This is a genomic window from Sorangium sp. So ce321, assembly GCF_051530195.1.
Taxonomy (GTDB): Bacteria; Myxococcota_A; Polyangia; order Polyangiales; family Polyangiaceae; genus Sorangium.
On record NZ_CP150329.1, the window covers coordinates 6,181,247 to 6,206,154 of the forward strand.

15 protein-coding genes are annotated in these 24,908 nt (G+C 73.7%); 7 read left to right on the forward strand and 8 right to left on the reverse strand.

Going from position 1 to position 24,908, the window contains the following annotated elements:
- Positions 1 to 51: 51 nt before the first annotated feature.
- On the reverse strand, positions 52 to 1,479 hold the full coding sequence (locus WME89_RS22755; RefSeq protein ID WP_438011222.1) for a serine/threonine protein kinase: 1,428 nt from the start codon (positions 1,477 to 1,479) through the stop codon (positions 52 to 54).
- A 725-nt stretch (positions 1,480 to 2,204) separates the two neighbouring features.
- Here WME89_RS22755 and WME89_RS22760 point away from each other — a divergent pair.
- A complete protein-coding gene (locus tag WME89_RS22760; protein WP_438011223.1) occupies positions 2,205 to 3,893 on the forward strand; it encodes a hypothetical protein in 1,689 nt (562 codons plus the stop codon).
- Positions 3,894 to 3,963: 70 nt separating this feature from the next.
- The gene (locus tag WME89_RS22765) at positions 3,964 to 4,560 is read left to right on the forward strand and encodes a GNAT family N-acetyltransferase (RefSeq protein ID WP_438011224.1); all 597 of its coding nucleotides are present in this window, start codon (positions 3,964 to 3,966) and stop codon (positions 4,558 to 4,560) included.
- Between the two features lie 1,085 nt (positions 4,561 to 5,645).
- Here WME89_RS22765 and WME89_RS22770 read toward each other — a convergent pair.
- From WME89_RS22770 to WME89_RS22795, 6 genes are all read right to left on the reverse strand, one after another.
- The gene (locus tag WME89_RS22770) at positions 5,646 to 6,917 is read right to left on the reverse strand and encodes an outer membrane protein assembly factor BamB family protein (protein ID WP_437664293.1); all 1,272 of its coding nucleotides are present in this window, start codon (positions 6,915 to 6,917) and stop codon (positions 5,646 to 5,648) included.
- On the reverse strand, positions 6,904 to 8,064 hold the full coding sequence (locus tag WME89_RS22775) for a tetratricopeptide repeat protein (protein WP_438011225.1): 1,161 nt from the start codon (positions 8,062 to 8,064) through the stop codon (positions 6,904 to 6,906). The genes WME89_RS22770 and WME89_RS22775 overlap by 14 nt, the downstream gene beginning before the upstream one ends.
- A 163-nt stretch (positions 8,065 to 8,227) precedes the next feature.
- A complete protein-coding gene (locus tag WME89_RS22780) occupies positions 8,228 to 11,641 on the reverse strand; it encodes a sulfatase-like hydrolase/transferase (protein WP_438011226.1) in 3,414 nt (1,137 codons plus the stop codon).
- Positions 11,642 to 11,751: 110 nt separating this feature from the next.
- Positions 11,752 to 12,231 (reverse strand): transcription elongation factor GreA, encoded by a 480-nt coding sequence (greA, locus tag WME89_RS22785; RefSeq protein WP_437627328.1) that lies wholly within the window; start codon positions 12,229 to 12,231, stop codon positions 11,752 to 11,754.
- Positions 12,232 to 12,341: 110 nt separating this feature from the next.
- Entirely contained in the window at positions 12,342 to 12,656 is a 315-nt protein-coding gene (locus WME89_RS22790; RefSeq protein WP_438011227.1) for a hypothetical protein, read from the reverse strand.
- A complete protein-coding gene (locus tag WME89_RS22795; protein ID WP_438011228.1) occupies positions 12,653 to 13,513 on the reverse strand; it encodes an outer membrane protein assembly factor BamD in 861 nt (286 codons plus the stop codon). Before WME89_RS22795 ends, WME89_RS22790 begins: the two co-directional genes overlap by 4 nt.
- Positions 13,514 to 13,634: 121 nt before the next feature.
- Here WME89_RS22795 and WME89_RS22800 point away from each other — a divergent pair, with 121 nt between their 5' ends.
- Entirely contained in the window at positions 13,635 to 15,155 is a 1,521-nt protein-coding gene (locus WME89_RS22800; RefSeq protein WP_438011229.1) for a sigma-54-dependent transcriptional regulator, read from the forward strand.
- 84 nt (positions 15,156 to 15,239) lie between these two features.
- Here the strand turns inward: WME89_RS22800 and WME89_RS22805 are convergent, their stop codons facing one another.
- Positions 15,240 to 16,784 (reverse strand): ATP-binding protein, encoded by a 1,545-nt coding sequence (locus tag WME89_RS22805; RefSeq protein WP_438011230.1) that lies wholly within the window; start codon positions 16,782 to 16,784, stop codon positions 15,240 to 15,242.
- Positions 16,785 to 17,034: 250 nt separating this feature from the next.
- Between WME89_RS22805 and WME89_RS22810 the strand changes: the two genes are divergently transcribed.
- The 4 genes from WME89_RS22810 (at position 17,035) to WME89_RS22825 (ending at position 24,748) form a co-directional block, all read left to right on the forward strand.
- Entirely contained in the window at positions 17,035 to 17,685 is a 651-nt protein-coding gene (locus WME89_RS22810) for a transaldolase family protein (protein ID WP_437627333.1), read from the forward strand.
- Between the two features lie 81 nt (positions 17,686 to 17,766).
- Positions 17,767 to 19,254, forward strand: coding sequence for a methyltransferase domain-containing protein (locus tag WME89_RS22815; protein ID WP_438011231.1), 1,488 nt, complete (start codon positions 17,767 to 17,769; stop codon positions 19,252 to 19,254).
- A 185-nt stretch (positions 19,255 to 19,439) separates the two neighbouring features.
- Positions 19,440 to 20,441: a hypothetical protein gene (locus WME89_RS22820; protein WP_438011232.1), complete on the forward strand. Its 1,002-nt coding sequence runs from the start codon at positions 19,440 to 19,442 to the stop codon at positions 20,439 to 20,441.
- A 197-nt stretch (positions 20,442 to 20,638) separates the two neighbouring features.
- Entirely contained in the window at positions 20,639 to 24,748 is a 4,110-nt protein-coding gene (locus WME89_RS22825) for a hypothetical protein (protein WP_438011233.1), read from the forward strand.
- The last annotated feature ends 160 nt before the right edge of the window (positions 24,749 to 24,908 follow it).

The window sequence follows — 24,908 nt, forward strand, 5'->3', positions numbered from 1 at the left end:
GGCGGGGGATGCGGCAGGGGCGCCGGGGAGCGGGGCGGAGGCCCGAGGGGGCTAGTCGGCGAGGAGGGCGCTCAGCCGATCCAGCACGCCGCGCAGCGCCTCGCGCGCGCCGCGCATGTGGTGGCGCCCGTCGCGCACGAGCTCGTGCACCGCGCCGGGCACGGGCAGGATGCCCGCGCGGGCGGCGAGCGCCGCGCCCGAGAAGAGCAGCAGGACCACGAGCAGGAACAGGAAGATGCGGCGGCGCCACCGCCGCCGGGGGCGCGGCGCCGGGGTGACCAGCGCCGGCGGCGCGGACGCGACCGGCAGCGCGAGGCTGGAGGCCGACCCCTGCACGGACGATTTCGGAGGCCCGTCGTCGAGGGAGACGGGGAGGATGCCGGCGAAGGTGGCGGGGAGCGGCGTGCTCCCGGGGGACGCCTGCTTGCTGCGCCGCTCGCCCCGCACCGAGGACGCGGTGCGGGCCTCGCTCCGCGACGACGTGCGGCCGTCCGCGTGCTGGATCGCCGTCGCGAGCTTCTTCCGGCGCTCCGCCACGATGTCCCCGAGCGTCTCGCGGACGAAGCGGCCGACGTCGCCGTCGTTGACCGGCGTGCCGAGCGAGATCGCGATCTGGTCGAGCGTGCGCTGGAACGAGGCGCAGTCGTTCCAGCGGTCCGACGGGTCCTTGGCCAGCGCGCGCTCGATCGCCACCGCGAGGTCGAACGGGACGTCCGGCATGAGCTCGCGGAGGGGGACCGGGGCGAACCGCAGGATGTTCTCCATGGTCTTGGCGTCCGTCCGGCCGCGGAAGGGGTGGTACCCGCTGAGCGTCGTGTAGAGGAGGACGCCGAGCGAGAAGATGTCGGAGCGCCGGTCGACCTTGCCCGACGTGAGCTGCTCGGGCGAGAGGTACGGGATCTTGCCCTTGAGCTGGCCGACGACGCGCGTCTCGTGCAGCCGGCCCGTGGCCTTGGCGACGCCGAAGTCGACGATCTTCACGATGCCGTCGAACGACACCATCACGTTCTGCGGCGAGATGTCGCGGTGCACGAGGTCGACGAGCTTCCCGTCGTCGTCGCGGAGCTCGTGCGCGGCGTGCAGGCCGGCGCAGATGGCCGAGGCGATGCGCAGGAGGATCGGCAGGGGGATGCCGCCGGCCGATTTCACCTGCTTGTTCAGCGTGGAGATGGTGTCGCCGTCGACCCACTCCATCACGATGTAGAGCACGCCGTTCTCGTCGCCGAGCTCGACGATCTCGACCGCGTGGGGGTGCCGGATGCGGGACGCGAGGCGGGCCTCGTCGAGGAACATCGCCTCGAACGCCGGATCGTTGCCGAACTCCGGCAGCATCGTCTTGATGGCGACGATCTTCTGGAAGCCGCGGGACCCCACGAGGCGCGCCGCCCAGACGGCCGCCATCCCTCCGCGGGCGACAGGCATGAGGATCTCGTAGCGGCCCAGCGTGTCTCCAGGCTTGAGGTCCGACAAGATCTGCACGCGGTGGTCCTGGATGGGGAGGCGGAGTTAAGAGGGGTGGGGCTCGAGTGCCGCCGTTACGTTCGTGGAGGCACGTTGCCTCGACGTCTGCCGGAGCGACGCATCGCCGTCGCGCTCGCACGTCACGAAGGAGGTCCCGCGAAGCTAGGGTGCCACGAAGCGGACACGGACCTCAAGTTCGCGGGCGCAGGCGCCGAGGGGAATGATCTCGTCGGCTTCCGGGCCGAAGCTCTCGTACGGGATCCGGGCCTGGCTGCGCCGTCGATGCGTCGATGGCCCCGACGACCCGGGCCGCTGCGGCCGTGGAGCGCGACGATGGCGCGCGTGCTCGCGGCGAAGACGCGCGGCACCCGATGGGGCTTGACATCGGAAGCGGCACGAAGCGCGCAGATGCAGACGATGACGACGTCGTGCGTGCGCCGCGCGTCGGGGCCGGGCCGCCGCTGGACCTCGCGCGCAGCGAGCAGCGAGCAGCGAGGCGGCCACGCAGGACGGCGATGCAGGCGCGCGGCGTGGGAGCGGCTCATCGCGGCGGATGGTACGCGAGCGCGGTCGGGCAGGGGAATGGAGCGATCTTCGCGGCGAGGCGATCAGCGCGAGCAGCGCGAGGAGAGAATGAAGCGCGGTGAAAGGTAATGGAACGTGCGAAGAGTGCGCCAGCTCGCGCTGGAGACGCGGGCGATGGAGTCGTGGTACAGGGGGAGCGACCTGCTCGACGAGGCCTCATGGAAGCCAATTTGCGCCCGATCCCGCCGCCGCACGACGAAGACAACGAGGACGTGCACTGGGCGCTGTCGACCGCGACCGCGCTGTGGGGGCGCGGCGAACGCGAAGAAGCGCTGAGGTGGCTGCGCCGCGCCGCGGAGCAGGCCTCCGATGCCAACGCCGATCTGCGCGCCCTCGAGCTCTTCAAGGCCGCCGCGGAGGTCGCGCAGAAGATCTCGGGGAGCGAGGCGGATCCGGGTGCGGCCGCGTCGCCCGACGCCGCGAGCGCGCCGGCGAGCGCACCTCCGCCGGCGCCCGGCGCTCCCGCTGCCGGGGCGAGCGCGCCGCCGCCCAAGCCGGGCGCGCCAGGTCCGGGAGCGATGCCGTCGTGGCCACCTGCCGCCGGCGCGGACCGGGGCGAGCGCGGCGGCCCGAGCTCGCCATCGCCATCGGGCGTGAAGCGGGCGCCCTCGGTGCGCGCGCCCGCGGGCAACCCGCCGCCAGCGCCGACGGCCTCGGCGACCGGCGCCTCGCGCGACGCCGGCGCGCCGCGGCCCACGGCGGGGCTGGGCCGCCCGGCGCCCGTCACCCCCGAGCGCACCCCGGCGCCGGCGCCGGTCATGGCAGCGGCCACGCGGACGCCGACGCCAACGCAGCAGTCGCCCGCCGCGCGCTCTCCCGGCCCCGCGCCGGCGCTCCCGGCCCGTCCCGCCGCCGCCCCGGCGGGGGCCGGCCCGACCGGCAGCACGCCCGGTCGTCCTGTCCCGGCCAAGGCGCGCTCGATCACGGGCTTCGCGGCGTCGAACCACACGAGGGTGTCGTCCACCACCGCGGTCACCGAGGAGGTGCCCGCGGTCAAGCTCCCGGCGGGGGGCGCGCTCGCGGGCCGCGGGCCGGGGCGGGGCGGGGGCGCGTCGGGCGCGGCGCTCAAGGGCACGACCGAGGAGCACCACGCGGCCGACGGGGAACCGCCGGCCGACCAGCGCGAGACCGTGCCGACGAACATCGCCTTGACGTCCGGCCGGCTGCACGGGAGCCCGCTCGTCGGCGCGAGCTCGTCGCAGGAGGCGACCGAGCGGAGCCAGCGGCCCTGGCCCGAGAGCGACGACGAGGGCACCACGCGCCGCCCGCTGACGGCGCAGGAGCAGCGGGTGCTCATGGAGCACCGGATCGAGGACCTGGACGAGGAGACGCCGATGCTCGGCCTGGAGCAGATGGCGGGCGACGGCGAGCCGTCCGCCGACGCTCCGCCGGGTGCACCGGAGGAGGCCAACGCGTCCGACGATCGCGGCGGCTGGACCGAGGCCGAGCCGGATGACGACGAAGGCGCCGGCAGCGCGCCGGCGGCGCAGCAGCGAGACGCAGCCCCGACGAGGGAGCGCTCGGCGCAGGGCGCCGAGGGGGCGGCGTCCTGGGCGCGCGCTGGGACCGGGGACGACCGTGGGGGCGCCGCGGTGGACTCGTCGTGGAGCGATCCGCCGTACGAAGGGGAATGGCAGGCGCCGCCGCCGAGGCTGCCCGCGTCTCAGATCGAGCCGCTGCCGGCGCTGCGGGTCGCGGTGATCGGCATCTCCAGCACCGGGGAGCTCCGGCTGGTCCCGATGGACGGGAGGAACGCTCCGCCGCGGGGGGCGGCGCTCGGGATCCTCGTTCCGCTGAGCCCCGGGGATGGCGAGACGATCGCGCGGCTGCTCCAGCTGCGCGGCTGAGCCGCGGCGCGCCGTGGCGCAGGATCGGCAAGAAGTGGGGCATCCCGCGCATCGGCGGTAGCCTCGGGGGATGCATGACGAAAGGACAGCCCCGAAGCGCCTCCGCGTGACCGGCCTGCAGGAGGCCCAGCTGCCAGCGCTCGTCGCGCTGGAGCAGGCCTGCACGGCGATGTACCACGAGCGCGGCTTCGACGCGGCGGAGGTCCCGGCACGGGCGTTCTCCGACATCATCGCGCTGACGCGTCAGCACGACGTGCGCGTCGCGGAGGCGGACGACGAGGTGGCCGGGTACATGGCGTGGCGCGACGAGGCGCCCGGGGTCGCGTACCTGGAGGAGCTCTCGGTGCACCCGGACCACCAGGGGCGCGGCATCGCCACGCGGCTGCTCGAGGAGCTCCACGAGAGGGCGCGGGAGCTCGGCCTGGAGCAGGTCGTGCTGCGATCCTGGGAGAACGCGAGCTGGGCGCAGGGGTTCTACAGGAAGGCGGGCTTCGCGGCGCTCGGCGACGACGCGCCCGAAAAGGTCCGCGCGTGGCGCGGCGAGCAGGAGGCGTCCGGGAGGCCGCTGACCCGGCCGGGCGAGGTCATCCTCTGGGCGGCGGTGCCGCCGAGGGCCTCCGAGGAGCCGGAGGACGACGGAGACGGCGAGATCAGCGGCGAGGGCTGAGATCGGCGCAGGTTGGCGGGCGGGCGCTGGCAGGGCCAGGGCGGCGCAGGTTGGGGGGCAGCGGTGAGGCGGCGCGCCAGCTGCGGAGGTTGCGGTTCGCGGCGACCGCCGACGAGGGGGCGCGCTGGCCAGGGACGGGGGCGAGGGCTGGTCGAGGTGTAGACGCGGAACGGTCCGGCGGGGCGGGCTACCGGCGCCGCGCGTCCACTGACGGGACGCGCCGACCGAGGTTCGGCTGACCGGGGTGGTTCGCTCCGACCGAGGTTGGGTTCGTCGGGGTTCGTCGCACCCGCGCTGACCGAGGTTCGCGCGCCGACCGCGCGCGCCGACCGAGGTTGGGCTCGCTGCACCCGCGCTGACCGAGGTTCGCGCGCCGACCGCGCGCGCCGACCGAGGTTCGCACGCCGACCGAGGTTCGGCTGACCGGGGGTTGGTTCGCTCCGACCGAGGTTGGGCTCGCTGACCGCGGTTGGCCCGCCGGACGGAGGTCCGCCGACCGGCTTTGTTGCGTCCGCCGGCGTCCGCCAACCGAGGTGAGCCTGGCCGGAGATCCCCCGGAAAGCCGCCCCGGGGCGCGAGTTGACATAATGTTTCTTATGCGATCCAAGGCAGGTCCAGGGGCAGGGGGCCGTACCCCCGCTTTCTGGAGCAAATCCGCGAACATGGCGCCGTCCCGCCGGGCTCCGAGCCAGGCGCCGCAACCCGGGTCGTTTCGCGCACGGCGCAACCCGGGTACGCGTCGCGTACCGCAACCCGGGTCGCCCCCGCTCCCCGACGAGACCCGTGCCCCCCGGACACGCAGCCCCGGCTCGTCGCCTTCGAGAACGCCGCTACGCGGCCTCCGGGCCTGGCTTCCCGGCCCGTCCTCCATGCCCCGTGCCCCCCGGACACGCAGCCCCGGCTCGTCGCCTTCGAGAACGCCGCTATGCGGCCTCCGGGCCTGGCTTCCCGGCCCGTCCTCCATGCCCCCGGCCCGCCGGTCTTCTCCAGACCCGCGCCCGGGCGTCAGGATCGCCCTGCGCGCCTCGATCCGCCGGCCTCAGCCCGCCGACCTCAGCCCACGGCCTGAGCTACCGAACGTGTGTTCAGCCCTTCGGAACCGGCGGCGTCTCGACGTCGAGGCTGAGCAGCGCGCCGCCGTTGGTCATGACGAACGCGCGCCGGCCGTAGGCAGCCGGCGTCATCGCGATGCCGCCGCCGGTCTCGATGCCATCGATCACGGCCCCGTCCAGCGGCGAGAAAAGGAAGATCCCGTAGCGCGTGGTCGTCACCAGCAGCGCCCCCGCGAACGGCACCGGGGCCGAGATGCCACCGTCGGGCAGCTCCCGGCGCCAGATCGTGCGGCCATCCTCGGGATCGATGGCCCACAGGCCGGTCATGCCCGAGGACGCGAGGAGCACCCGCCGCTCCGGCACGACCGGACCGCCCCCGCTCCGGGGCTGGTGCGCCGGCTGCTGCCACAGCACGAGCTCGGTCACGCCGACCGCCGCCTCGTTCACCCAGGCCCGCGTGCCGTTCTCGGCGTCCAGCGCGAAGACGCCGCCCGCGTAGCCCGCCACGAAGACCACATCGCCCGAGGCGATGCGCCCGAAGACCGGCGTGGTGTCCGTGTCGAGGTACTTCGGCGTCTGACCGCCCGCGCTCTGCTCGGCCTCGGCCGCCAGATCGACGAGCGCCCACTGCTCGGACCCGTTCTTGAGGTCGTACGCCATCACGACCCCGTCGGAGAACGCGGTGTAGACCTTGTCCCGCCCGAGCGCCGGGCCGGCGTACCCGGCGATCTCCATCCCGAACGCCGGCGTCCGGTGCTGGAGCCAGCGCGTCGCGCCCGTCTCCGCGTCGAGCGCGATCAGCGTGTCGTTCGAGTTCGTCACGTAGAGCACGCCGTCGCGCAGCACCGGACGCCGCGTGACCTCGGCGTTGGTCATGAAGCGGTAGAGCAGCTTGCCGTCCGAGGCGCGCACCTTGTAGAGCGCGCCGTCGTTCGAGCCGAAGTAGACCGAGTCCGACGCGCCGTCGTAGAGCGGCTCGCTCTGCACCGGGCCGAGCGTCTCGAAGCGCCAGAGGACGTCGCTCGTGTCGGCCCGCACCGCGTACAGGCCGTTGTCGCTCGACCCGACGAAGATGCGCCGGTGCGCCGCGTCGATCTCGGGACGGCCGCGCTCGTAGGCCTCGCCGACCTTGCGCGTCTCGGCGGTGAGCGCGCGGCGCGTCGTGATGCCCAGCGCGCTCCCCGGATGGTGCAGCCAGAGCGGCGCGTCGGGCGCCGCGGCGACGCCGAGGTTGCCGCAGCCAGCGAGCGACGCGAGACCCAGCCCGACGAGCGCGGCGCCCGCGGCGCGACTAGTGCGGCGCATCGCCACCCTTCTTCTCCGCGTTCTCACGCGCCCGGCGGATGAGCTGCTCGATCTCCTCCGGCGTCATCGTCTGGCCCTTCGGGCCGCCGAACGCGGCGCGGGGCGGCGCGGCGGCCGGATCGATCTTGCGCAGCATCTCCTCGACGACGGCCTCGAGGAACTGGAAGGAGCGGCCCTCGGCCGACGGCGCCTGGAGCTTCTCGTGCGCGCTCTTGAGCAGCTCCTTCGCCTTGTCGGTCTCGCCCTTGGCCAGGTGGATCCGCGCCTGGTGGTACTGCGCGAGCTCCTTGAAGCCCTTCATGTCGATCCCCTCGAGCTCCTTGAAGGACGCGAGCGCACCGTCGAGATCGCCCTTGCCCTCCTTGGCGAAGCCGATGCCCTCGATGGCGCGCCCCTTCACGTCGGGATCGGCCCCGGCGAGCGGCGACGAGACCACGGCGCTGTACGCCTCGATCGCGTGCGCGTAGTCCTTCTTGTCGAGCAAGACCCCGGCCTGCCCGAGCTTCGCCAGCATCGCCGCGCCGGTGCCGCCGTGCTCGTCGATGACCTTGTTGTACGCGGCGAGCGCCGTGTCCGACCGCTCGTCCGAGGTCTTGAAGGTCCTCGTGACGTCGAGCTCCTTCTCCTCGTCGGTGCGCGTGTCCTCGGCGAGCACCCTGCCCCGATCCGCGGCCACCGCGCCCGCGAGCGCCGACGACGACACCGCGTCCTTCTTGTCGGTCCGCGACATGTAGAACAGCACGCCGCCGACCGCGACGAGCGCCGCCAGCGCGCCCCACTGGAGCACGTGGAAGTTCTGCTTGATCCACCGGCCGGCGCCGCTGGTCATGCGGCTCAGCGCGTCCTCGACCATCTCGCCCGGCAAGAGCTGGACCGGGCGGCGCCCCGCGGCCTGCTCCCTGCGGCGCGCGAGCAGCTCCTTGGCGCGCGCGTTCTTGTCCCTGGGCAGCTCCTCGCCGGTCGCTTTCTTCTTGCGGCGGCGCGCGGTGGCCTCCTCGCGGCGGCGGATCGCGCGGTTCGGCGCCGCCTCCACCGCCTCGTCGCCCGCCGCGTCCGGCGCGGGAACCTCGTCCCCCTCGGCGACGCCGAGCGCCTCGGCGACGCGCTGGGCGGCCTCGCCGCCGCTCTCGTCGTCGGCGTCCTTCACCGGAGCGCCGCGAGGTGGCCGCGCCGGGGCCGCCTCCGCAGCCCCTTCGTCGTCGCCATCGCGCCGCGTGGCAGCGTCCTCATCACTCCGCGCGGGATTCTCTTCGGCCTTCTCTCGGTCCTTGTCCGACACGCGGCGGACTCTAGTCTCGCGGCCTGCGGCGTCAATCTGCGCGGTGAGCGGCGGGCGCTCCGTCGTCCGAGCGCGGCGGCGCGCCGGAGGCGTCGGGCGACCAGGGCGCCGGCGGAGGGGGCGGGATCTCGTCGCTCAGCGGGACGACCGCACACGCGAAGACCTCGACGTTCTGCGTCGCGTACACCACGAAATCGGCGTAGCTGCCCGGCTGGGCGCCCGTCGCCGGCGGCAGGGTCGCGAACGCCTCGGTCGGCTCGCTCCCCGGCGGGACGGCGAGCGTGACCGCGCGGTCCGGATCGAGCTCCGGCGCGCTGGCCGGGACGATCGACTCGCCGTCCCGCTTCGGCGGGCGCGCCCCGCGCCTGGGGCTGCCGAAGCGCACCTCGCCGGGGCGGCCGTCGTCGGTCCGGGCGCGGCAGAGGACGCGCACGCCCTTGCCGTTGCCCGCCTTCGGGATCACGACGCCGAGCCCGACGCCGCTCTTCGCGAAGCGGCGCAGGCGGCCGAGATCGCGCTCGCGCGGCCCGCCGAGCAGGTCGAGGATGTCGGCCCGGAGCGCGAGCCCGAGCCCCCCCGGCAGCGGATCGGGCGTGCCCAGCATGCGCAGGAGCGGCGCCCGGAGCTCCGGGCCGGCGCCGAGCTTCACCAGCGCCTCCGCGATCGCCACGCGCGCGGTCTGGTACGGCTCCTGGCTGAGCCGCTCGGCGAGCGCCGGCCGCGCGGCGTCCTCGCCGATCGCCGCGAGCGCGGCGGCGGCGTACGGGCGGAGCCGCACGTCGCCGAGCGCCGCGATGAGCGGCGGCAGCGCGGCCTTCACCCGGATCTTCGCGAGCGCGTCGACGATCTCGCGCGCCCGCTCGAACGGCGTCGCCTCGACCGGCTCGGCGCCGCCGTCCGGCGCCTCGGCGCCCCGGACCACCTGCCGGAGCCACGCCACGAGCACGTCGTCGCCGCGGCGATCGCCCGACTCCGCCAGCGCGAGCGCCGCGAGGCGGCGCCACTTGCGGTCGGGATCGACCACGAGGTCGCGGGTGAGCGGCGCGCCCTCGCCGAGCCGCGTGAGCGCGAGCGCCGCCCAGCGCCGCACCTCGTCGTCCTCGTCGCGCACGAGCGCGAGCCGCAGCGACGGCGCCGCCTCGGAGCGGCGCAGATCGAAGAGCACCTCGCCCGCCTTGCGGCGGATCGCCACGTCCGCGTCGTCGAGCAGCGCCGCGACCTCCACCACCGCGTCGGCGTCGCCCGCGATGCCGCGGCGGAGCGCGTCGGGCCAGCCCTTGCCCTCCTTGCGGAGGCCGCGGACCTCGTAGCGCCCGTGCGACGCCTCGATCGCGCGCAGCTCCGAGCGCATCGCGCCGAGCTCCGCAGGGCGCAGCGCGGAGATGTCCTGGGCCTGGCGCGGGTCGGTCGCGACGTCGTAGAGCGCGCACGCGCCGATCTTGCGCGCGCAGACGAGCCGCAGCGTGCCCTTGGCGAGCAGCGTCTGCGTGTCGGTCTCGGCGAACGCGAAGCCCGGGAGCGAAGGGGGCCCGCCGGGCGGCGTCGCCCTGCCCTGCTCCGCCGCCTCGTCGCCGCCCGCGAGCAGCGGGCCGAGATCGGCGCCGCGCACGCGCGCTGGCCGCGGGATGCCGAGCCCCGCGAGCACCGTCGGCAGGAGATCGACGAGCTGCACCGGCGCCCGCACCGCGCGCGGCGAGAGCAGGCCGGGCGCGCTCACGATGAGCGGGACGCGCGCCTGCTCCTCGTACACGGTCGTGCCGTGGTAGCGCCCGCCGTGCTCGCCGAACTCCTCGCCATGATCGGCCGTGACGATCACGACCGCGTTCGGCCGGCCCTTGCGGATCTGGTCGACGATCGCGCCCACGCCCGCGTCCGCGACGGCGATCTCGGCGTCGTAGCGGTCGACGTCGCGGTCGCCGAGCGGGTGCTCCGGGTGCGCCTCGTACGGCTCGTGCGGCTCGAAGAGGTGCACCCACAGGAACGCGCGCTGCTCCGGCCCGAGCCCGGCGAGGTAGCCCCGCACCTGCTCGACCCTGAGCTGCGCGCTCGCGAACTCGATCTTCCGGTACTCGAAATCGAGCGCCCTGTCGCGCAGCGCGCCGAAGCGCTCGCCGTCGATGAAGAACACCGCCGGCGGATAGAAGCCCGCCGTCTTGTAGCCGTAGCGGCGCAGGTGCTGCGCGAACGTCTCGGAGTCCTCGCCGAGCCCCTGCAGCACCAGCGGGCGGATGTACTTGCCCGTCATGAGCGACGACACCGCGTACGACGTGTGCGGCGTCGGCGTGTACGCCGCCTCGAAGCGCACGCCCTCGGCCGCCAGGCGATCGAGGTTCGGCGTGATCTTCCTGCTGTAGCCGTACGCCCCCACGTGATCGGCGCGCAGGGCGTCGATGCTGATCAGCACGACGTCGCGGCCCCGCAGATCGATCGCGTGGCCGCTCGCGCGCTCGTCGAGCGGGGCGGCGTCGAGCGGCTCGGGCGGCGAGAGCACGGCGGCGAGCTCGACCACGTGGCCGAGCAGCGGGCCGTGCGTCGCGTAGATGAGCCGGATGTTGTCCGCGAGGGCGAGCCGGTCCGCCGCGCCGGGCGCGAGCGCCGCGCCGAACGCGAAGAGGACGAGCGCGAGCGCCGCGCGCACCAGCCTGGGCGAGCGCCGCTCGCGGCGCTCACGTTGATCGCCGTCGCGCGCCGCCCGCACGGGGAGCGCCGGGGTCGCGAACGTCGCCGCCGCGAGCGTAAGCGCCGCGAGCCCGAGGTGGAACGCGAGGTAGAGGCGCGGCAAGATGCGCACGTTCGCGATCTCGAGCAGGACGACCGCGGCGATCGCCCCGAGGACGAGCCACCGGCCCGAGGCCACGGCGCGCGCCCGCTTCAGGCCGCGGGCGACGCGCGGCGCCGCCGCGAACGTCGCCCCGGCCGCGAGGAGCGCCAGCGCCACGACGAAGGGCGCCCGCCGGCCCCCCTCGAGCATGCGCCCGGCCGACACGCCGAAGGCCACGGCGCCGCCGAACGCGCCGGCGACCAGCGCCGCCGCGGCGCGGAACCCCTTGCGCTCGGCGCGCATGACGATCTCGAGCACCGCGCCGAGGAGCGCGGCGCACGGCGCCGCGGCCGCGAGCGCGAGCGGCAGGAGATCGCGCACGGCGCGGCTCAGCTCGTAGGGCCCGACGAGCTCTCGCCACCGCAGCGCGCCGACGACCACGAGCTCGGCCAGCGCGAGCGCCGCGAGCGCGAGGTAGGCGTCCGCCATGCGCCACCCGATCTCGGTCTCCAGCTTGCGCGGGGGCGCCTCGGAGTTGCCGCTGGGGAACGTGGCGCGGCTCGGCGCCGGCGCGGGCGTGGACGGCCGCGCCGGCCCGGCCTGCGGGCGCGGCGCCGCCGGAGCCCGGTGGCCGGGCGCTCCCTGCGCGGCAGCGCCCGCGAGCGACTCCGCTGCCGCCATCATGTCGGGCCGGCTCCCCAGGGGGCCTCGACCGGAGGCCACGGGCCCGCCCGGATGACGGCCGGCGCCCCCATGGCCCCGCGGGCGCATCGGAGCGGCCCCGTTGCGATCGGTCATGCGTAGGAGACTTCGAGGATCTCGTAGGTGCGCGGGCCCGCCGGCATCATCACGCGGACCTCCTCGCCCACCTCATGGCCCAGCAGCGCGCGCGCGAGCGGCGAGGCGATGGAGATGCGGCCGATCTTGAGATCGGCCTCGTCGGGCCCGACGATCCGGAAGCTCTGCTCCTCGTCGGTGTCCACGTTCGCGAGCTTCACCTTGGCGCCGAACTGGACCTTGCTGCCGCTCAGCTTCGACGGATCGATCACCTCGGCGCGCGAGAGCGTCTGCTCGAGGTAGCTGATGCGGGCGACGATCATACCCTGCCGCTCCTTGGCGGCGTGGTACTCGGCGTTCTCGGAGAGATCTCCGTGCTCTCTGGCTGTTCCGATGTCCTTGACGACCTGCGGCAGGTCGACCTCTTTCAGCCGTCGCATCTCTTCGCGGAGCCGTGCTTGCCCCTCGGGCGTCATCGGTACTTTCTCGGAGGACATGGTGGGACGCTTTTAGCATGGCCCGAGGCCGGGAGACGACGGCCCCAGCCTCCGTGAACGCGGAAGGACGATGGGGGCGCGCCGGCCCCCCCGGCGGGGGACGCCGCCCCCTACCCCCGCCAGCGCACGATCTTCCGCGGCGGCCGCCGCGCATGGGCGTCCGCTGACCTCGTCGCGCTGCGGACGAGGGCCGCCGCGGTCCGGGAGAGGTCCTCCGGCCGCGGCCCGCCGGGCGGCACGGCCGCCGCATCCAGCGTCGCGGTGGCCGCGCCGGTCGCCTCGGCGAGCCGCACCTCGACCGGGACGTCCGCGTCCGGGAGCCGCACGAGCCCGCGGTAGACGAACTCGCCCGGCGAGCCCTCGACCTCGGCCTGCTCCAGCACGTAGCGAGCGCCGGAGGACGGCCGCCCGGCGGCCTGCGTCACAGCCGCGGCCCCGACCGGGCGGGGCCCGACGCCGCCTTGGCGGGCGCGCGGCCCTTGCCGGCGGCGCCCATCTCGTCGAGGAAGCGGCGCGCGGCCACCGCGAAAGGCCCGCCCCAGTCCCGGATGACCGACTCGAACACCGCGCGCGCCTCGGCCGGCTTCTTCATCTTGAGCAGCGTCTCGCCCTTGAGGACGAGCGCCTCCGGGTCGAGCCCGGAGCCCGGGAAGGTCCGCAGCGCGTAGTCGATCCGCGCGAGGGCCGCGTCGAACGCGTCTTCCTTGAGGTAGTAGCGCGCCACGTAGAGCTCGTGGCGCACGAGCCGCCCCGTCACCACCTCGAGCATGTACGCCGCGTCCTCGCGGTAGCGGCTGCGCGGGAACTGCCGGAGGAACGTCCGGATCTCCTTGTGGGCCTCGATCGTTGTCGCCTGGTCGCGCTCCTCGGCCGGCGGCAGGAACACCGTGTCATCGATGTCCAGGTACAGCGCCTTCGCCATCCTGTATTTCGCGTACTCGACGTTCGGATCCGTCCGGTGCTCCTGGATAAACGCGCGGTACTCCGAGATCGCCTCGGGGTACTTCCCTTGCTCGAAATCGAGGTCGGCGATCCTGAGATCGGCCAGCCGGGCGTAGCGGCTGTACGCGAAGCGCCGCTTCAGCTCGGTGAAGAGGGCGCGCGCGTCCTCCCAGTCCTTGGCGTCGAACGCGGCCATCGCCTCGTTGTACGCGGCGTGCGCGTCCTCGGTGTACGTCAGGGTGGCCGTGCGGCCGTCGTTGAATTCGAAGTCGCAGCCCACGAGCCCGCCCAGGGCAGCGAGGCACCCGGCGAGGGCGAGGACAGCGGCGGAGGGTCTCATCGAGCAGGCCTCGTACCCAATCCGGCGCCGGCGCGCCAGGGCTTCCCGCCGCGGGGCCCGGCCCTCCGCGCCTTTGCTCCCGCATCGTGGCGCGCGGCGGAGCTGGGGTATGGTCGACCCCATGCCTGCCCCCTCTCCCGCGCCCTCCCCAGCGGCCCCACCCCCGACGCTGCACCCGGGCGGCGCCGCCGCGCCGACGGTCCTCGTCGTGGACGACGAGCGCAACATCCGCCGCACCCTCGCGCTCGTGCTCCAGGGCGAGGGGTACCAGGTCGCGGAGGCCCCGAGCGCCGAGGCGGCGCTGGAGCTGCTCGCGCACGGCGACAGCCCCGTCGACCTCGCCCTCTTCGACCTGCTCCTGCCCGGGATGAACGGCCTCGACCTCCTCCAGCGCGTGCGCCAGGACGACGCCACCCGCGAGCTGCCGGTGATCGTCATCAGCGGCCACGCGACGGTGAACGACGCCGTGAAGGCCATCAAGCTCGGCGCCTCCGACTTCTTCGAGAAGCCGCTGAACCGCGAGCGCGTCCTCGTGGGCGTCAAGAACGCGCTGCAGAACTCGCGGCTCGCGCGCGAGGTCGAGGACCTGAAGGCGCAGGTGCAGTCGCGCTACGAGATGATCGGCCAGAGCGCCGCGATGCAGCGGCTGTTCAAGGAGATCGATCGCGTCGCGCCGACGAAGGCGAGCGTGCTCATCACCGGCGAGAGCGGCACGGGCAAGGAGCTCATCAGCCGCGCGATCCACCGGCTCTCGCCGCGCGCGCGGGGCCCCTTCGTCCGGGTCAACTGCGCCGCGATCCCGCGCGAGCTCATCGAGAGCGAGCTCTTCGGCCACGAGCGCGGCGCGTTCACCGGGGCGAGCGGGCCGAAGCGGGGCTTCTTCGAGCAGGCCCACGGCGGCACGCTGTTCCTCGACGAGATCGGCGACATGGACCTCGCCGCCCAGGCGAAGGTGCTGCGCGCCCTCCAGTCGGGCGAGATCTGCCGCGTCGGCAGCGAGCACAGCCGGCACGTCGACGTCCGCGTGCTCGCCGCGACGAACAAGGACCTCTCGCGCGAGGTCGCCGCGCTCCGCTTCCGCGAGGACCTCTTCTTCCGCCTCGCGGTGTTCCCGATCAAGAGCCCGGCGCTGCGCGACCGCATGGACGACCTGCGCGCGCTCGCCGACGCGTTCATGGCGGCCTTCTGCAACGAGAACGGCCTCAAGCAGAAGGCCATCGACCCGGTCGTCTACGCCGCGCTCGAGCGCCGGAGCTGGCCGGGCAACGTCCGCGAGCTCAAGAACGTGATCGAGCGCGCCGCGATCCTCTCGAGCGACATCGTCACCATCGCCGATCTCCCGGAGGATCCGCACGAGAACCCGTTCGAGGACGACGCGCAGGGCGCCGCCGGGGAGGGCTCGATCGCGCCGCCTCCGCCCGGCGCGGCCGAGCCGCCCGCGGGCGCGGCCCGCCACGAGCCGGGGCGCCCTCGCCTCACGCTGCGCGAGTTCCGCGACCGCGCCGAGCGCGCGTACATCATCGAGGTGCTGGCCAGCCTGGACTGGAACATCTCGCGCGCGGCCGTGGTGCTCGGCGTCGAGCGCACGAACCTCCACAAGAAGATCCGCGGCTACGGCATCAAGCGGGGCGAGGCGCCGTAGCGCGCGCGAGGACCGGCGCGGGCGCCCTGCCAGCGAGCCGGCGCGCCGCCCGCGCGGGCGCCGTCACCGAGGCCGGCGCGCCGCTCACGCGGCGCCCTCCAGCGACTTGCGGACGGCGCGGAGGAGCGACTCGGCCGTGAACGGCTTGCCCAGCAGCGCGGCGCCCGGCCGGGCCGCGAGCTTACCGTCGAGCGCGTCCCCCGTGTAGCCGGACATGAAGAGCACCTTCATGTCCGGCCGGAGCTTCACGAGGCGCTCGGCGAGCTCGCAGCCGGACATCTCGGGCATCAGCACGTCGGTGAGCAGGAGGTCGATGCGCCCGCGCTGCGCCTCGCAGACGCGCACGGCCTCGAGCGGCCCGCGCGCCGTCAGCGTGGTGTAGCCGCTCTGCGCGAGGAGCCGGCTCGCGAGCGTGACCACCGCTTCCTCGTCGTCGGTGACGAGCACCGTCCCGCCCTCGCCCAGGCGCGGCGCGGCGTGGGCCGCGCGCCCGCGCCGCGAGGCCGCCGGCCGCGCCGCGAGCGGCAGGTAGATCTCGACGCGCGTGCCCTCCCCGGGCTGCGAGGCGAGCTCGATGTAGCCGCGCCACTGCTTGACGATCCCGTACACGGTGGCGAGCCCGAGGCCCGTCCCCTTCCCTCGCGGCTTCGTCGTGAAGAACGGCTCGAAGGCGCGCGTCCGCACGTCGTCGCTCATCCCGCTGCCCGTGTCGCTCACGACGAGGCGCGCGTACCTGCCGGGCGGGATCGCGGGGTGCGCGTCGTGCAGGCCCCCCGCGGCGCCGACGCGGACCGCGCGCGCCTCGATCGACAGACGGCCGCCGTCCTGCATCGCGTCGCGCGCGTTGAGCGCGAGGTTCATGACCACCTGCTCGAGCTGCCCCGCGTCCGCCATGACCCGGCAGCCCGAGGGGCCGAGCGCGATCGCGAGCTCGACCGCGCCGCCGACAGCGGCGCGGAGCGCGCCGTCCATCCCCCGCACGACGTCCCGGAGGTCGAGCACGACCGGCTGCGCGAGCCCCCGCCGGCTGACGGTGAGCAGCTGCCGCGTCAGCGACGCCGCCCGCTGCGCGGCGCCCTTGATCTCGGCGAGATCCTTCTGCACAGGGCTCCGCTCGTCGAGCTCCTCCATGACGAGGCTCGTGTAGTTCAGGATGATCGCGAGCAGGTTGTTGTAGTCGTGCGCGATCCCGCCCGCGAGCCGCCCCACCGCCTCCATCTTCTGCGCCTGGCGCAGCTCTTCCGAGAGCTCGCGCCGGCGGTCCTCGGTGCAGCGCGACGAGGAGAGGTCGACGATGGCCCCGACAACGAGCCGCTCCCCGTGCGCCTCGGTGAGGGTCTCGGTCCTCATCACCCGGACCGCCGAGCCGTCACGGCGCGTGAGGAAGCCCTCGTTCGCGCTGGTCGATGGGACCTTCGCGCCCGCCGCGCCGCCCGCCCCGCTCGCCAGGCACCCGCCGAGGAGGAGCTCGGCCGACGCGAGCGCCTCCTCCCGCGAGCCGTAGCCGAGCAGCCGGGCGAGCTCGTCATTGCAGTCGACGAGGCGGCCGTCCGGCGAGGCGACGTAAAGGCCCGCGGGCGAGCCGGCCGCGAGCAGCGGGCTGGGGTCCACCGAGTCTCTCGCCGTCATCGTCGACGATCGTCCGCTGCTCATCGGCGCACCGTCCGTGCAAAACCGTTCGGTCGAAGGGATATCCCCGACAACCAGAACTGAAGCGCGGACTCACCTCTCCTGCAATGCCGTTCACACAGGCGGCAGCGAAGCCCTGGCGGCTGGCCGCCCGATCCGCCGCGCAGCGCGGACGGTTTTCTCCTTCTCCGTCCCCTCGAACTGGCCTAGACCCTCGCCGCCGGGGCTCGGGCGGGCCCCGAGGAGCGCCATGTTCTTCCTCGACAGCTCGAACCCGGCCGAGATCAAGGAGATGTTCTCCTGGGGCGTCCTCGCCGGCGTCACCACGAACCCCCTCATCCTCTCGCGCGACGCGGACTGCGTCGATCTCGAGCGGCGCATCCGCGAGGTGCTCGCGGCGTCGGCGGGGCCCGTGTCGGTCGAGCTCACGCGCGAGACCGAGGCGGAGATGCTCGACGAGGCGCGCGCCTACCACGCGTGGGCGCCCGAGCGGATCTGCATCAAGGTGCCGTTCAGCGACGTCGGCCTCAAGGTGACGCACGCGCTCGCGCGGCGCGGCGTGCTCACCAACGTCACGTGCGTGATGAGCTTCAACCAGGCGTACCTCGCGGCGCTCGCCGGCGGCGCGTACGTGTCGATCTTCAGCGGGCGCATCCGCGACATGGGCTACGCCGCGACCCCGGTCATCGAGCGCACGCGCGCGAGGCTCGAGCGCGAGCGGCTGCCCGCCGAGATCATCGTCGGCTCGATCCGCCACCTCATGGATGTGAACGAGGCGCTCGACGCCGGCGCGCACATCGTGACCGTGCCGCCCGCCATCTTGCGGAAGATGCTCCACAACCCGAAGACCGAGGAGACGATCCGCGAATTCAACGCCGCCTGGGAGAAGCGTGCTAAGTAGCCGCGCGTGAACGCCGAGCCCGGCCGCGCGCGAGGAGAAGGGGAAGCTCGAGGGCCGCGCCCTCCCGAGGACGAGGGCGAAATGGCCCGCCGCTCGCCGCCGCTCCCCGCGCCCGAGGCCGCGCCCGAGGCCCCCGCCGGGCACAAGTACGTGGTCGAGGAGGTGAACCGCGCCCTCGTCGCCGCCGCCGGCCGGCCGCGGACGGTGCTCGACGTCGGCTGCGGGATCGGCGTCAACGGCGCCGCCATCAAGCGCACGGGCGCGCGCGTTACCGGCGTCGAGATCGCGCCCGGGTCGCTCGCGCGCGCCGGGGCGGTGCTCGACGAGGTCCTCGCCGCCGACATCACGAGCGACGCCGCCGTGCGCGAGGCGCTCGGCGATCGGCGCTTCGACCTGCTCCTGTTCGCCGACGTCCTCGAGCACACCGCGGACCCGCTCGCGGTGCTCTGCCGCTTCCTGCCGCACCTCGAGGAGGACGGTCAGGTCATCGTCTCGCTGCCCAACGTCGCGGCGTGGCCGGTGCGCCTCGGCCTGCTCGCCGGGCGCTTCGACTACGAGCCGAGCGGCATCCTGGACGACTCGCACCTGCGCTTCTTCACCCGCGCCTCGGCGATCCGGCTCGTCGAGCGCGCCGGGCTCGAGGTGCTGCGCGTCGAGCAGAACCCGATGCTCGTCCGCGCCGCCAAGGGGCTCATCCTGAGCGGCCTCGGCGCGGGCGAGGACCCGACCGATCTCGCCCGCTCGCTCCCTTACCAGGCCTACCAGGCGCTCGTCCGCCCGCTGGAGGACGTCGTCGCCGACCGCGCGCCCGGCCTCCTCGCGTTCCAGCACGTGATCGTCGCCAGGAAGCCGCCGCGCCCGCGCCGGATGCGGCTCACGGTCGGCATGCTCACGATGGACGAAGAGGAGAGCGTCGGCGCCATGATCGGCGAGATCAGGAAGGCCGCGCCCGACGCGGAGATCCTCTGCGTCGACAGCTCCACGAGGGACCGCACCCCGGAGATCGCGGCCGGCCTCGGGGCGCGCGTGCTCCGGCAGGTGCCGCCGCGCGGGCACGGCCCGGCCATGGAGCTCCTCATGTACAGCGCCGCCGCGCGGAGCGAGCTGCTCATCTACCTCGACTGCGACTTCACCTACCCCGCCGAGAACATCCCGGTGCTCCGGCGGCTCGTCGAGGAGGAGGGCGCCGACGTGGTGAACTGCGCCCGCACCCGCACGCGGCCCGCGGCCATGCCGGTCCCGAACTACCTCGCCAACCGCGCCTTCGCGGCCATGGCGCACGCGATGCACGGCATCCCCACCTCGGACGTCCACAGCGGTATGCGCGCCTACCGCTGCTCGGTGATTCGCGCGTTCGACTTCGATGGTGAGGGCGACGCGTTGCCCATCGACACGCTGCTCTTCCCGGCCAAGTGTGGCTATCGCGTGGTGGAGATGCCCATCGACTACAACGAGCGCGTCGGCACCTCGAAGCTGCGCAAGCTGGCCGGCACCGTGTGGACGATGGTTCGCCTCCTGCGCGCGCTCCCCGTGGGCGACCGCCTCGGCGACCGCTACGAGCGCCGCTAGACCGCGCGCGCTCCATCGCGCGCCGCCTGGACCTCGCGCGCGCTCCATCGCGCGTCCACAGACGTCGCCTCCCCGGTGCGCCGCGGGACGCCGCGGCGACGCGGTGCGCCGTCGCCTCCCCCTCCGTGGTCATCGCATTGCGGTCGCCTATACTCGGCACCTTTGGACTCCAGAGGAGGCAAGAGATGCGTTTTTTGAAGGTGGTTTATGTACTAGGTGTGTCCGCGCTGGCGGGCGCGGCCGCGGTGGCGGGGTGCGGGGGCGACGACGCCGGCGGGTCGAGTTCGAATTCAGCCGGGGGGACCGGCGGCGGGTCCACCGGCGACTGCACGCTGCGCCACCCGGTCTGCACCGCTGTCGAGTCGGACTGCATCGCCGTCCACGACAACCAAGGGGCGACGACGTTCGGGCTGCGCATGGCGCAGCTCACGATCACGAAGCCCGACGTGCTCGCGACCGGCTATATCGCCCGCCTCGTCGCCCAGGGGTTAACGATGAATTTGCCCCTGTGTTACCTGAACGGCACGGGCACCTTCTCCTGGCTCCTCGAGTTCAACACGATGACCGGCAAGCTGCGCACCGGCGGCGCGATGCCCACGGAGGACCCGCTCGACGGCTACTGCTTCGCCAACATGACCGCCGGCGAGTTCGAGATCGCGCCGACGGAGATCGACGCCCCCCTGACCGACGGCGCCTGGAGCGGCGAGGCCGAGACCCTCAACGTCCCGATCTTCCTGGAAACGAGCTCGGACCCGATCATCTTGCCCCTGCACCAGGTGAAGCTCACCGACGCGCAGGTGTCCGCGGACAACAACTGCATCGGGCGGCGCAACAGCGAGGCGCTCGACCCGCTCAACGCCTGCCTCCCCGGCCAGGACGGCGACCCGCCCGCGTTCATCAACGACGGCAAGCTCTCCGCCTTCATCACGCTGGAGGAGGTCGACCGGGTGATCGTCCCCGAGGTCAACCAGAGCCTCTGTGTCGTGCTCTCGGGCGACATCGGAGAATACGGCACGGGTGAGACGCCCAATACCTGCAAGCGCGATGAGAGCGGCCAGATCGTGCTCAAGGGGGATTGGTGCAGCGCGACAAACTCGGCGGCGACGGACGACTGCGCAGACGCCTATGCGCTCGGCGCCGAGTACGCCGCGAGCGCCGTCAAGATCACGGGGCTCTGTCCACAGTAGCGCTTGCGGGTGCCTCTCCCGGGAGCGTACGATCTGTCGTGGCGTCCTGAGGCCCGCGCCCAGCGGGCCCGGCGCTGCGGGTCGTGCTCCCCGGAGGGTTCCTTATGCCCCGCGTCATCAAGCATCTCTCTTCCATCCTTGTCCTGCTTGTCATCGCCGGATGTGCCGCTTCGGGCGGCGGATGCGCCGGCTGTGGAATGACCCCCCTCCCCGCCGGCTTCAAGCCCGCGGACCGCATCGAGAACGCCGGCTCGGCCCGGCTCACGCAGTCGGGCCTCGAGTTCCTCGAGCAGAACCTGGGCGTCCTCGGGCGCGCGCTGCTCGGCGGCGGGGATAGCGGCGTGATCACCTTCTCGGTCCCCAGGTCCCCGGGGTCGGTCCTCGGCGGCATCATCGATTACACGCTCTGTCCCGACGGGGCCGATCCGGGGGCGACGCCCCCGACGTGCACGGCCGAGATCGACGTGGGGCGCGCGGCGCTGCAGATCCAGCCCAGGGCGCCGCACAACCTCGTCATCCGGGGACCGCTGCCGGTGCGAATGCAGAGCCTGCCCATCTTCCTGGACGGCGGCGTTCTCGGCGAGAGCACCCAGTACGTCACCCTCAACGGCAACGACGCATGCCCGCCCGACGAGCAGACCTTCACGAACATCGATGTCGAGGTCGATCTCTCGATCGAGATCGACGTCAACCCGCAGCACTCGCGCCAGGGGTACTCGCGCGTCAAGGTCACCCGGCTCTCGATCGACCAAGATCAGCTCGAGTCGAGCCTGCACCTCGACTGCGGCGGCACGTGGGTCGGCGATGCCCTGGATTTCGTGAAGCCGATCATCACGAGCTTCATGGGATCCATGTCCGATGCGCTGAAGACCCAGCTCGACCAGCAGCTCTGTCTGAAGGCCGATCCGGCGCTCGACCCGGCCTGCCCTGACGGCACGAACGACATCAACGGCGTCTGCCGCTACGGGACGCAGGCGACCGACGAGTGCGCCTCGATCCTCCTCGGCGTCGAGGGCCACCTCGACCTCGGCCGCCTGCTCGCCGGGATCTCCCCCGGCACGCAGGGCGGGTTCGACCTCCTGCTCGCCGGCGGCGGCACGAGCGAGCGCGACGACAGCTCCGATCTCGCCTGGGGCGACCTCAACCCCGTCGGCAACGGGCTCTCCCTCGGCCTCTACGGCGGCGCCGAGCCGCTGCCGATCTCGAAGTGTGTGCCGCTGTCGGACATGGCGCTGCCCACGGGCATCCCGATTCCCGATGAGCTCGTCGCCAACACAGTCTCCGGCTGGCCCGCCGATCTCCCCGGCCCGCACCTCGGTCTCGCGATCTCCGAGCGATTCGCGAATTACGCCTTGAACGGTCTCTACAACAGTGGGCTGCTCTGTCTCGGGATCTCCACGGAGACGGTGCCTCTCCTCAACTCCGGCACGCTGGGGCTTCTGGCCGCGTCGGCCAAGGACCTCGCGCTGCAGCGCGAGTCGCAGCAGGTCGCGCTCGTCATTCGCCCCCAGGTGCCGCCGCGCGTCACGTTCGGCAACGGCACGAGCTTCAGCGACGACCCGCTGATCCGCATCAAGCTCGAGCGGGCGAGCTTCGATTTCTATATCTGGTCGCTCGACCGGTTCGTCCGGTTCATGACGGCGACGTTCGATCTCGACGTGCCCATGAACCTCGCGGTCACGCCCGAGGGGCTCACGCCGGTGATCGAGACGATCGGGGTCGAGAATGGCAAGGTGACGAACAACGGGCTGCTTCGGGAAGATCCCGAGTCCATCGCCGAGTCGCTCGGCGGGCTCCTCAGCAGCCAGGTCGGCCAGCTCATCGGCGGCGGCCTGCCGGCGATCGACCTCAACGGGCCGCTCTCGGGGCTCGGGCTCTCGCTGGTGCTCCCGGAGTCGGTCGACGGCGCCGGCTCCCCCGGCCTGCGGAAGCTCACGAAGGGGCAGGACAGCTACCTCGGCATCTTCGCGGCGTTCGGCATGCCGGCGCAGCAGCGCGCGATGAGGAGCGAGACGCAGGCCGAGCTCAGCCGCAAAGAGGTGCGGGCCGAGGGGCTCCGCCTGCCGACGATGACCCGCGACAACGGGCCCACCGCCCGGCTCGTGATGAGCTCGCCGCTCGACGACGGCACCCGGACCGTCGAGTACTCGTACCGGATCGACAGCGGCGTGTGGCGGCCGTTCACGCGCGACCGCATCGTCGACCTGCGCGACGACTGGCTGCGGCTCCCGGGGCGGCACGTGATCTCGGTGCGGTCGCGGATCGCGGGCGATCCGCTGTCGCTCGATCCCACGCCGGCGACCGTGGAGATGGTGGTCGACGTCGAGCCGCCGGTCATCTCGGTAGGCGCGGCGGTGGACGGCCACGTGCCGCTCGAGGTGCGCGACATGGTCTCGGACGCGGAGCGCGCGAAGGTGCGCGTGCGGCTCGACGACGGGGTCTGGTCGCCCTGGGCGGCGGCGGCGGAGATGAGGACGGTCGACGTCGGCGACGCCGCGGACATCGAGGTCGAGGCGGTCGACGAGGAGGGCAACCTCGGCACGGCGCGGCAGCCGATCCTCCGCGGCCGCATGCCCATCGATCCGACCGCCGGCTGCGGCTGCGTCGTGGCCGGCGGCCCCGGCGAGGGTCCGTCCGGCGGCCTCTGGCTCGGCCTCGCCGTCGCCGCGGCGGCCGTGCGGCTCGCGCGGCGCGGCGGCGCGTCGAGCGCGTCGAGCGCGTCGAGCGCGCGCAACGCTGAACGACGCGCGTCGGCCCCGCGCGGCGCCGGGCAGCACGCGCGGCGCGCGCGCGGCCTGCGGGGCGCGCGGGCCGCGCTGGCCGGCGTCGCCGTCACCGCGCTCCTCGGCTCGCACGCGGGGTGCTCGTGCAGCGAGGAGCCGTCCGTGGAGGCGAAGGACGAGTGCGTCGCGCCCGACTGCATGACGCTCCAGCCCGGGCTGGTCGGGGCCTACACGTCGGTCGCGGTCGCCGCGGACAAGCGCACGGTCTGGGTCGCGGGCTACGCGGAGGCCGACTGGCAGAACGCCTTCCAGTGGGGTGACCTCGTCGTCGGCACGTGGGACGGCGAGGCGGTCGCGTGGGAAGCGATCGACGGGGTGCCCGCGGAGCCCCCGGTCGATCCGCAGCGGTTCGACGTGCGCGGGTTCCGCGCGGGCCAGACCGACCCCGGCGAGGACGTCGGCCTGTGGACCTCGATCGCCGTCGGTCCGGACGGCGAGCCGGCGGTGGCCTACTACGACCGGACGAACCGCGGGCTCAAGTTCGCGCAGAAGCAGGGCGACACGTGGGCCGTGAGCTCCGTGCAGCAAGCGTCGAACAGCGACATCGGGCGCTACGCGAAGCTCCTCTTCGTGAAGGGGCTGCCGGTCATCGCCTACCTGGCGATGGAGCCGGGCGAAGACGAGGACGGCGCGGTCACGTCGAGCGTCCGGCTCGCGACCGGCGAGAGCGCCACGCCCGAGGAGGGCGCATGGCGGTTCGAGGACGTGGCCAGGGACGAGGCGACGCCGTGCCGCGAGTTCCTCTGCGGCGGGGGGATGAAGTGCATCCGGACCACGGGGCGCTGCGCGAAGCCCCTCGCGAAGGACGACTGCGACCCGGCGTGCGGCTCCGGGGAGGCGTGCATCGACGAGGGCGGCTCGCCGGTGTGCGCCGCGATCTCCGACGGGAGCCGCACGGAGACGTACCCCGAGGCGATCGGCGACTACATCGCGATGGCGCCGGACGCGGCGGGCGGGTTCGGCCTCGCGTTCTACGATCGCATCCACGGCAACGTGGTGATCGCGTCGCGGTCGATGGGCGCGTGGGAGACCCGGATCGTGGACGGGGCGGCGCCGGACGGGACCGACACGGGCGACGTGGGCATGGGGACGTCGCTGTTCATCGACCGCGCGGGGGACTGGCACCTCGCGTACGCCGACGGCCGCTCGGAGGGGCTGCGGTACGCGCGGGTGAAGGGCGGCACCGAGGTCGAGCCCTCCGAGGTGGCGGACGACGGGCTCGGGATCGAGGGCGTCCCCTTCGAGGACGGGCAGCACCTCGTCGGCGACGACGCGAACGTGTTCGTCACCGCGGCCGGGGAGGTGCGCATCAGCTACCAGGACGCGACGAGCGGGACGCTGCGGCTCGCGATCGGGACGAAGAGCGGCGACGGCCACAGCTGGTTCGTGCGGGCGATCGATCAGCAGGGGTTCGCGGGCGCCTTCTCGCGCATCGTCGAGGTGGACGGGCGGCTGCTCATCGCGAACTGGTGGCGCGTCGGCGGGCAGACCACGAAGGGCGACGTGGCGCTCGTCGCCCCCTGAGCTCCGGACGGACGCGCGTGGAAGAGGGGCGCCGCGCGGCGGCGCCCCGCCGGACCCGTGCGGTCGGTGAATCGCCCTTGATCGGGTGATCGATCGGCTGAGTATGCTCGGGGCGACGCGCCGCGCGTGTGCGCCTTCTGCAGCGGTCTGCAGGGAGAGC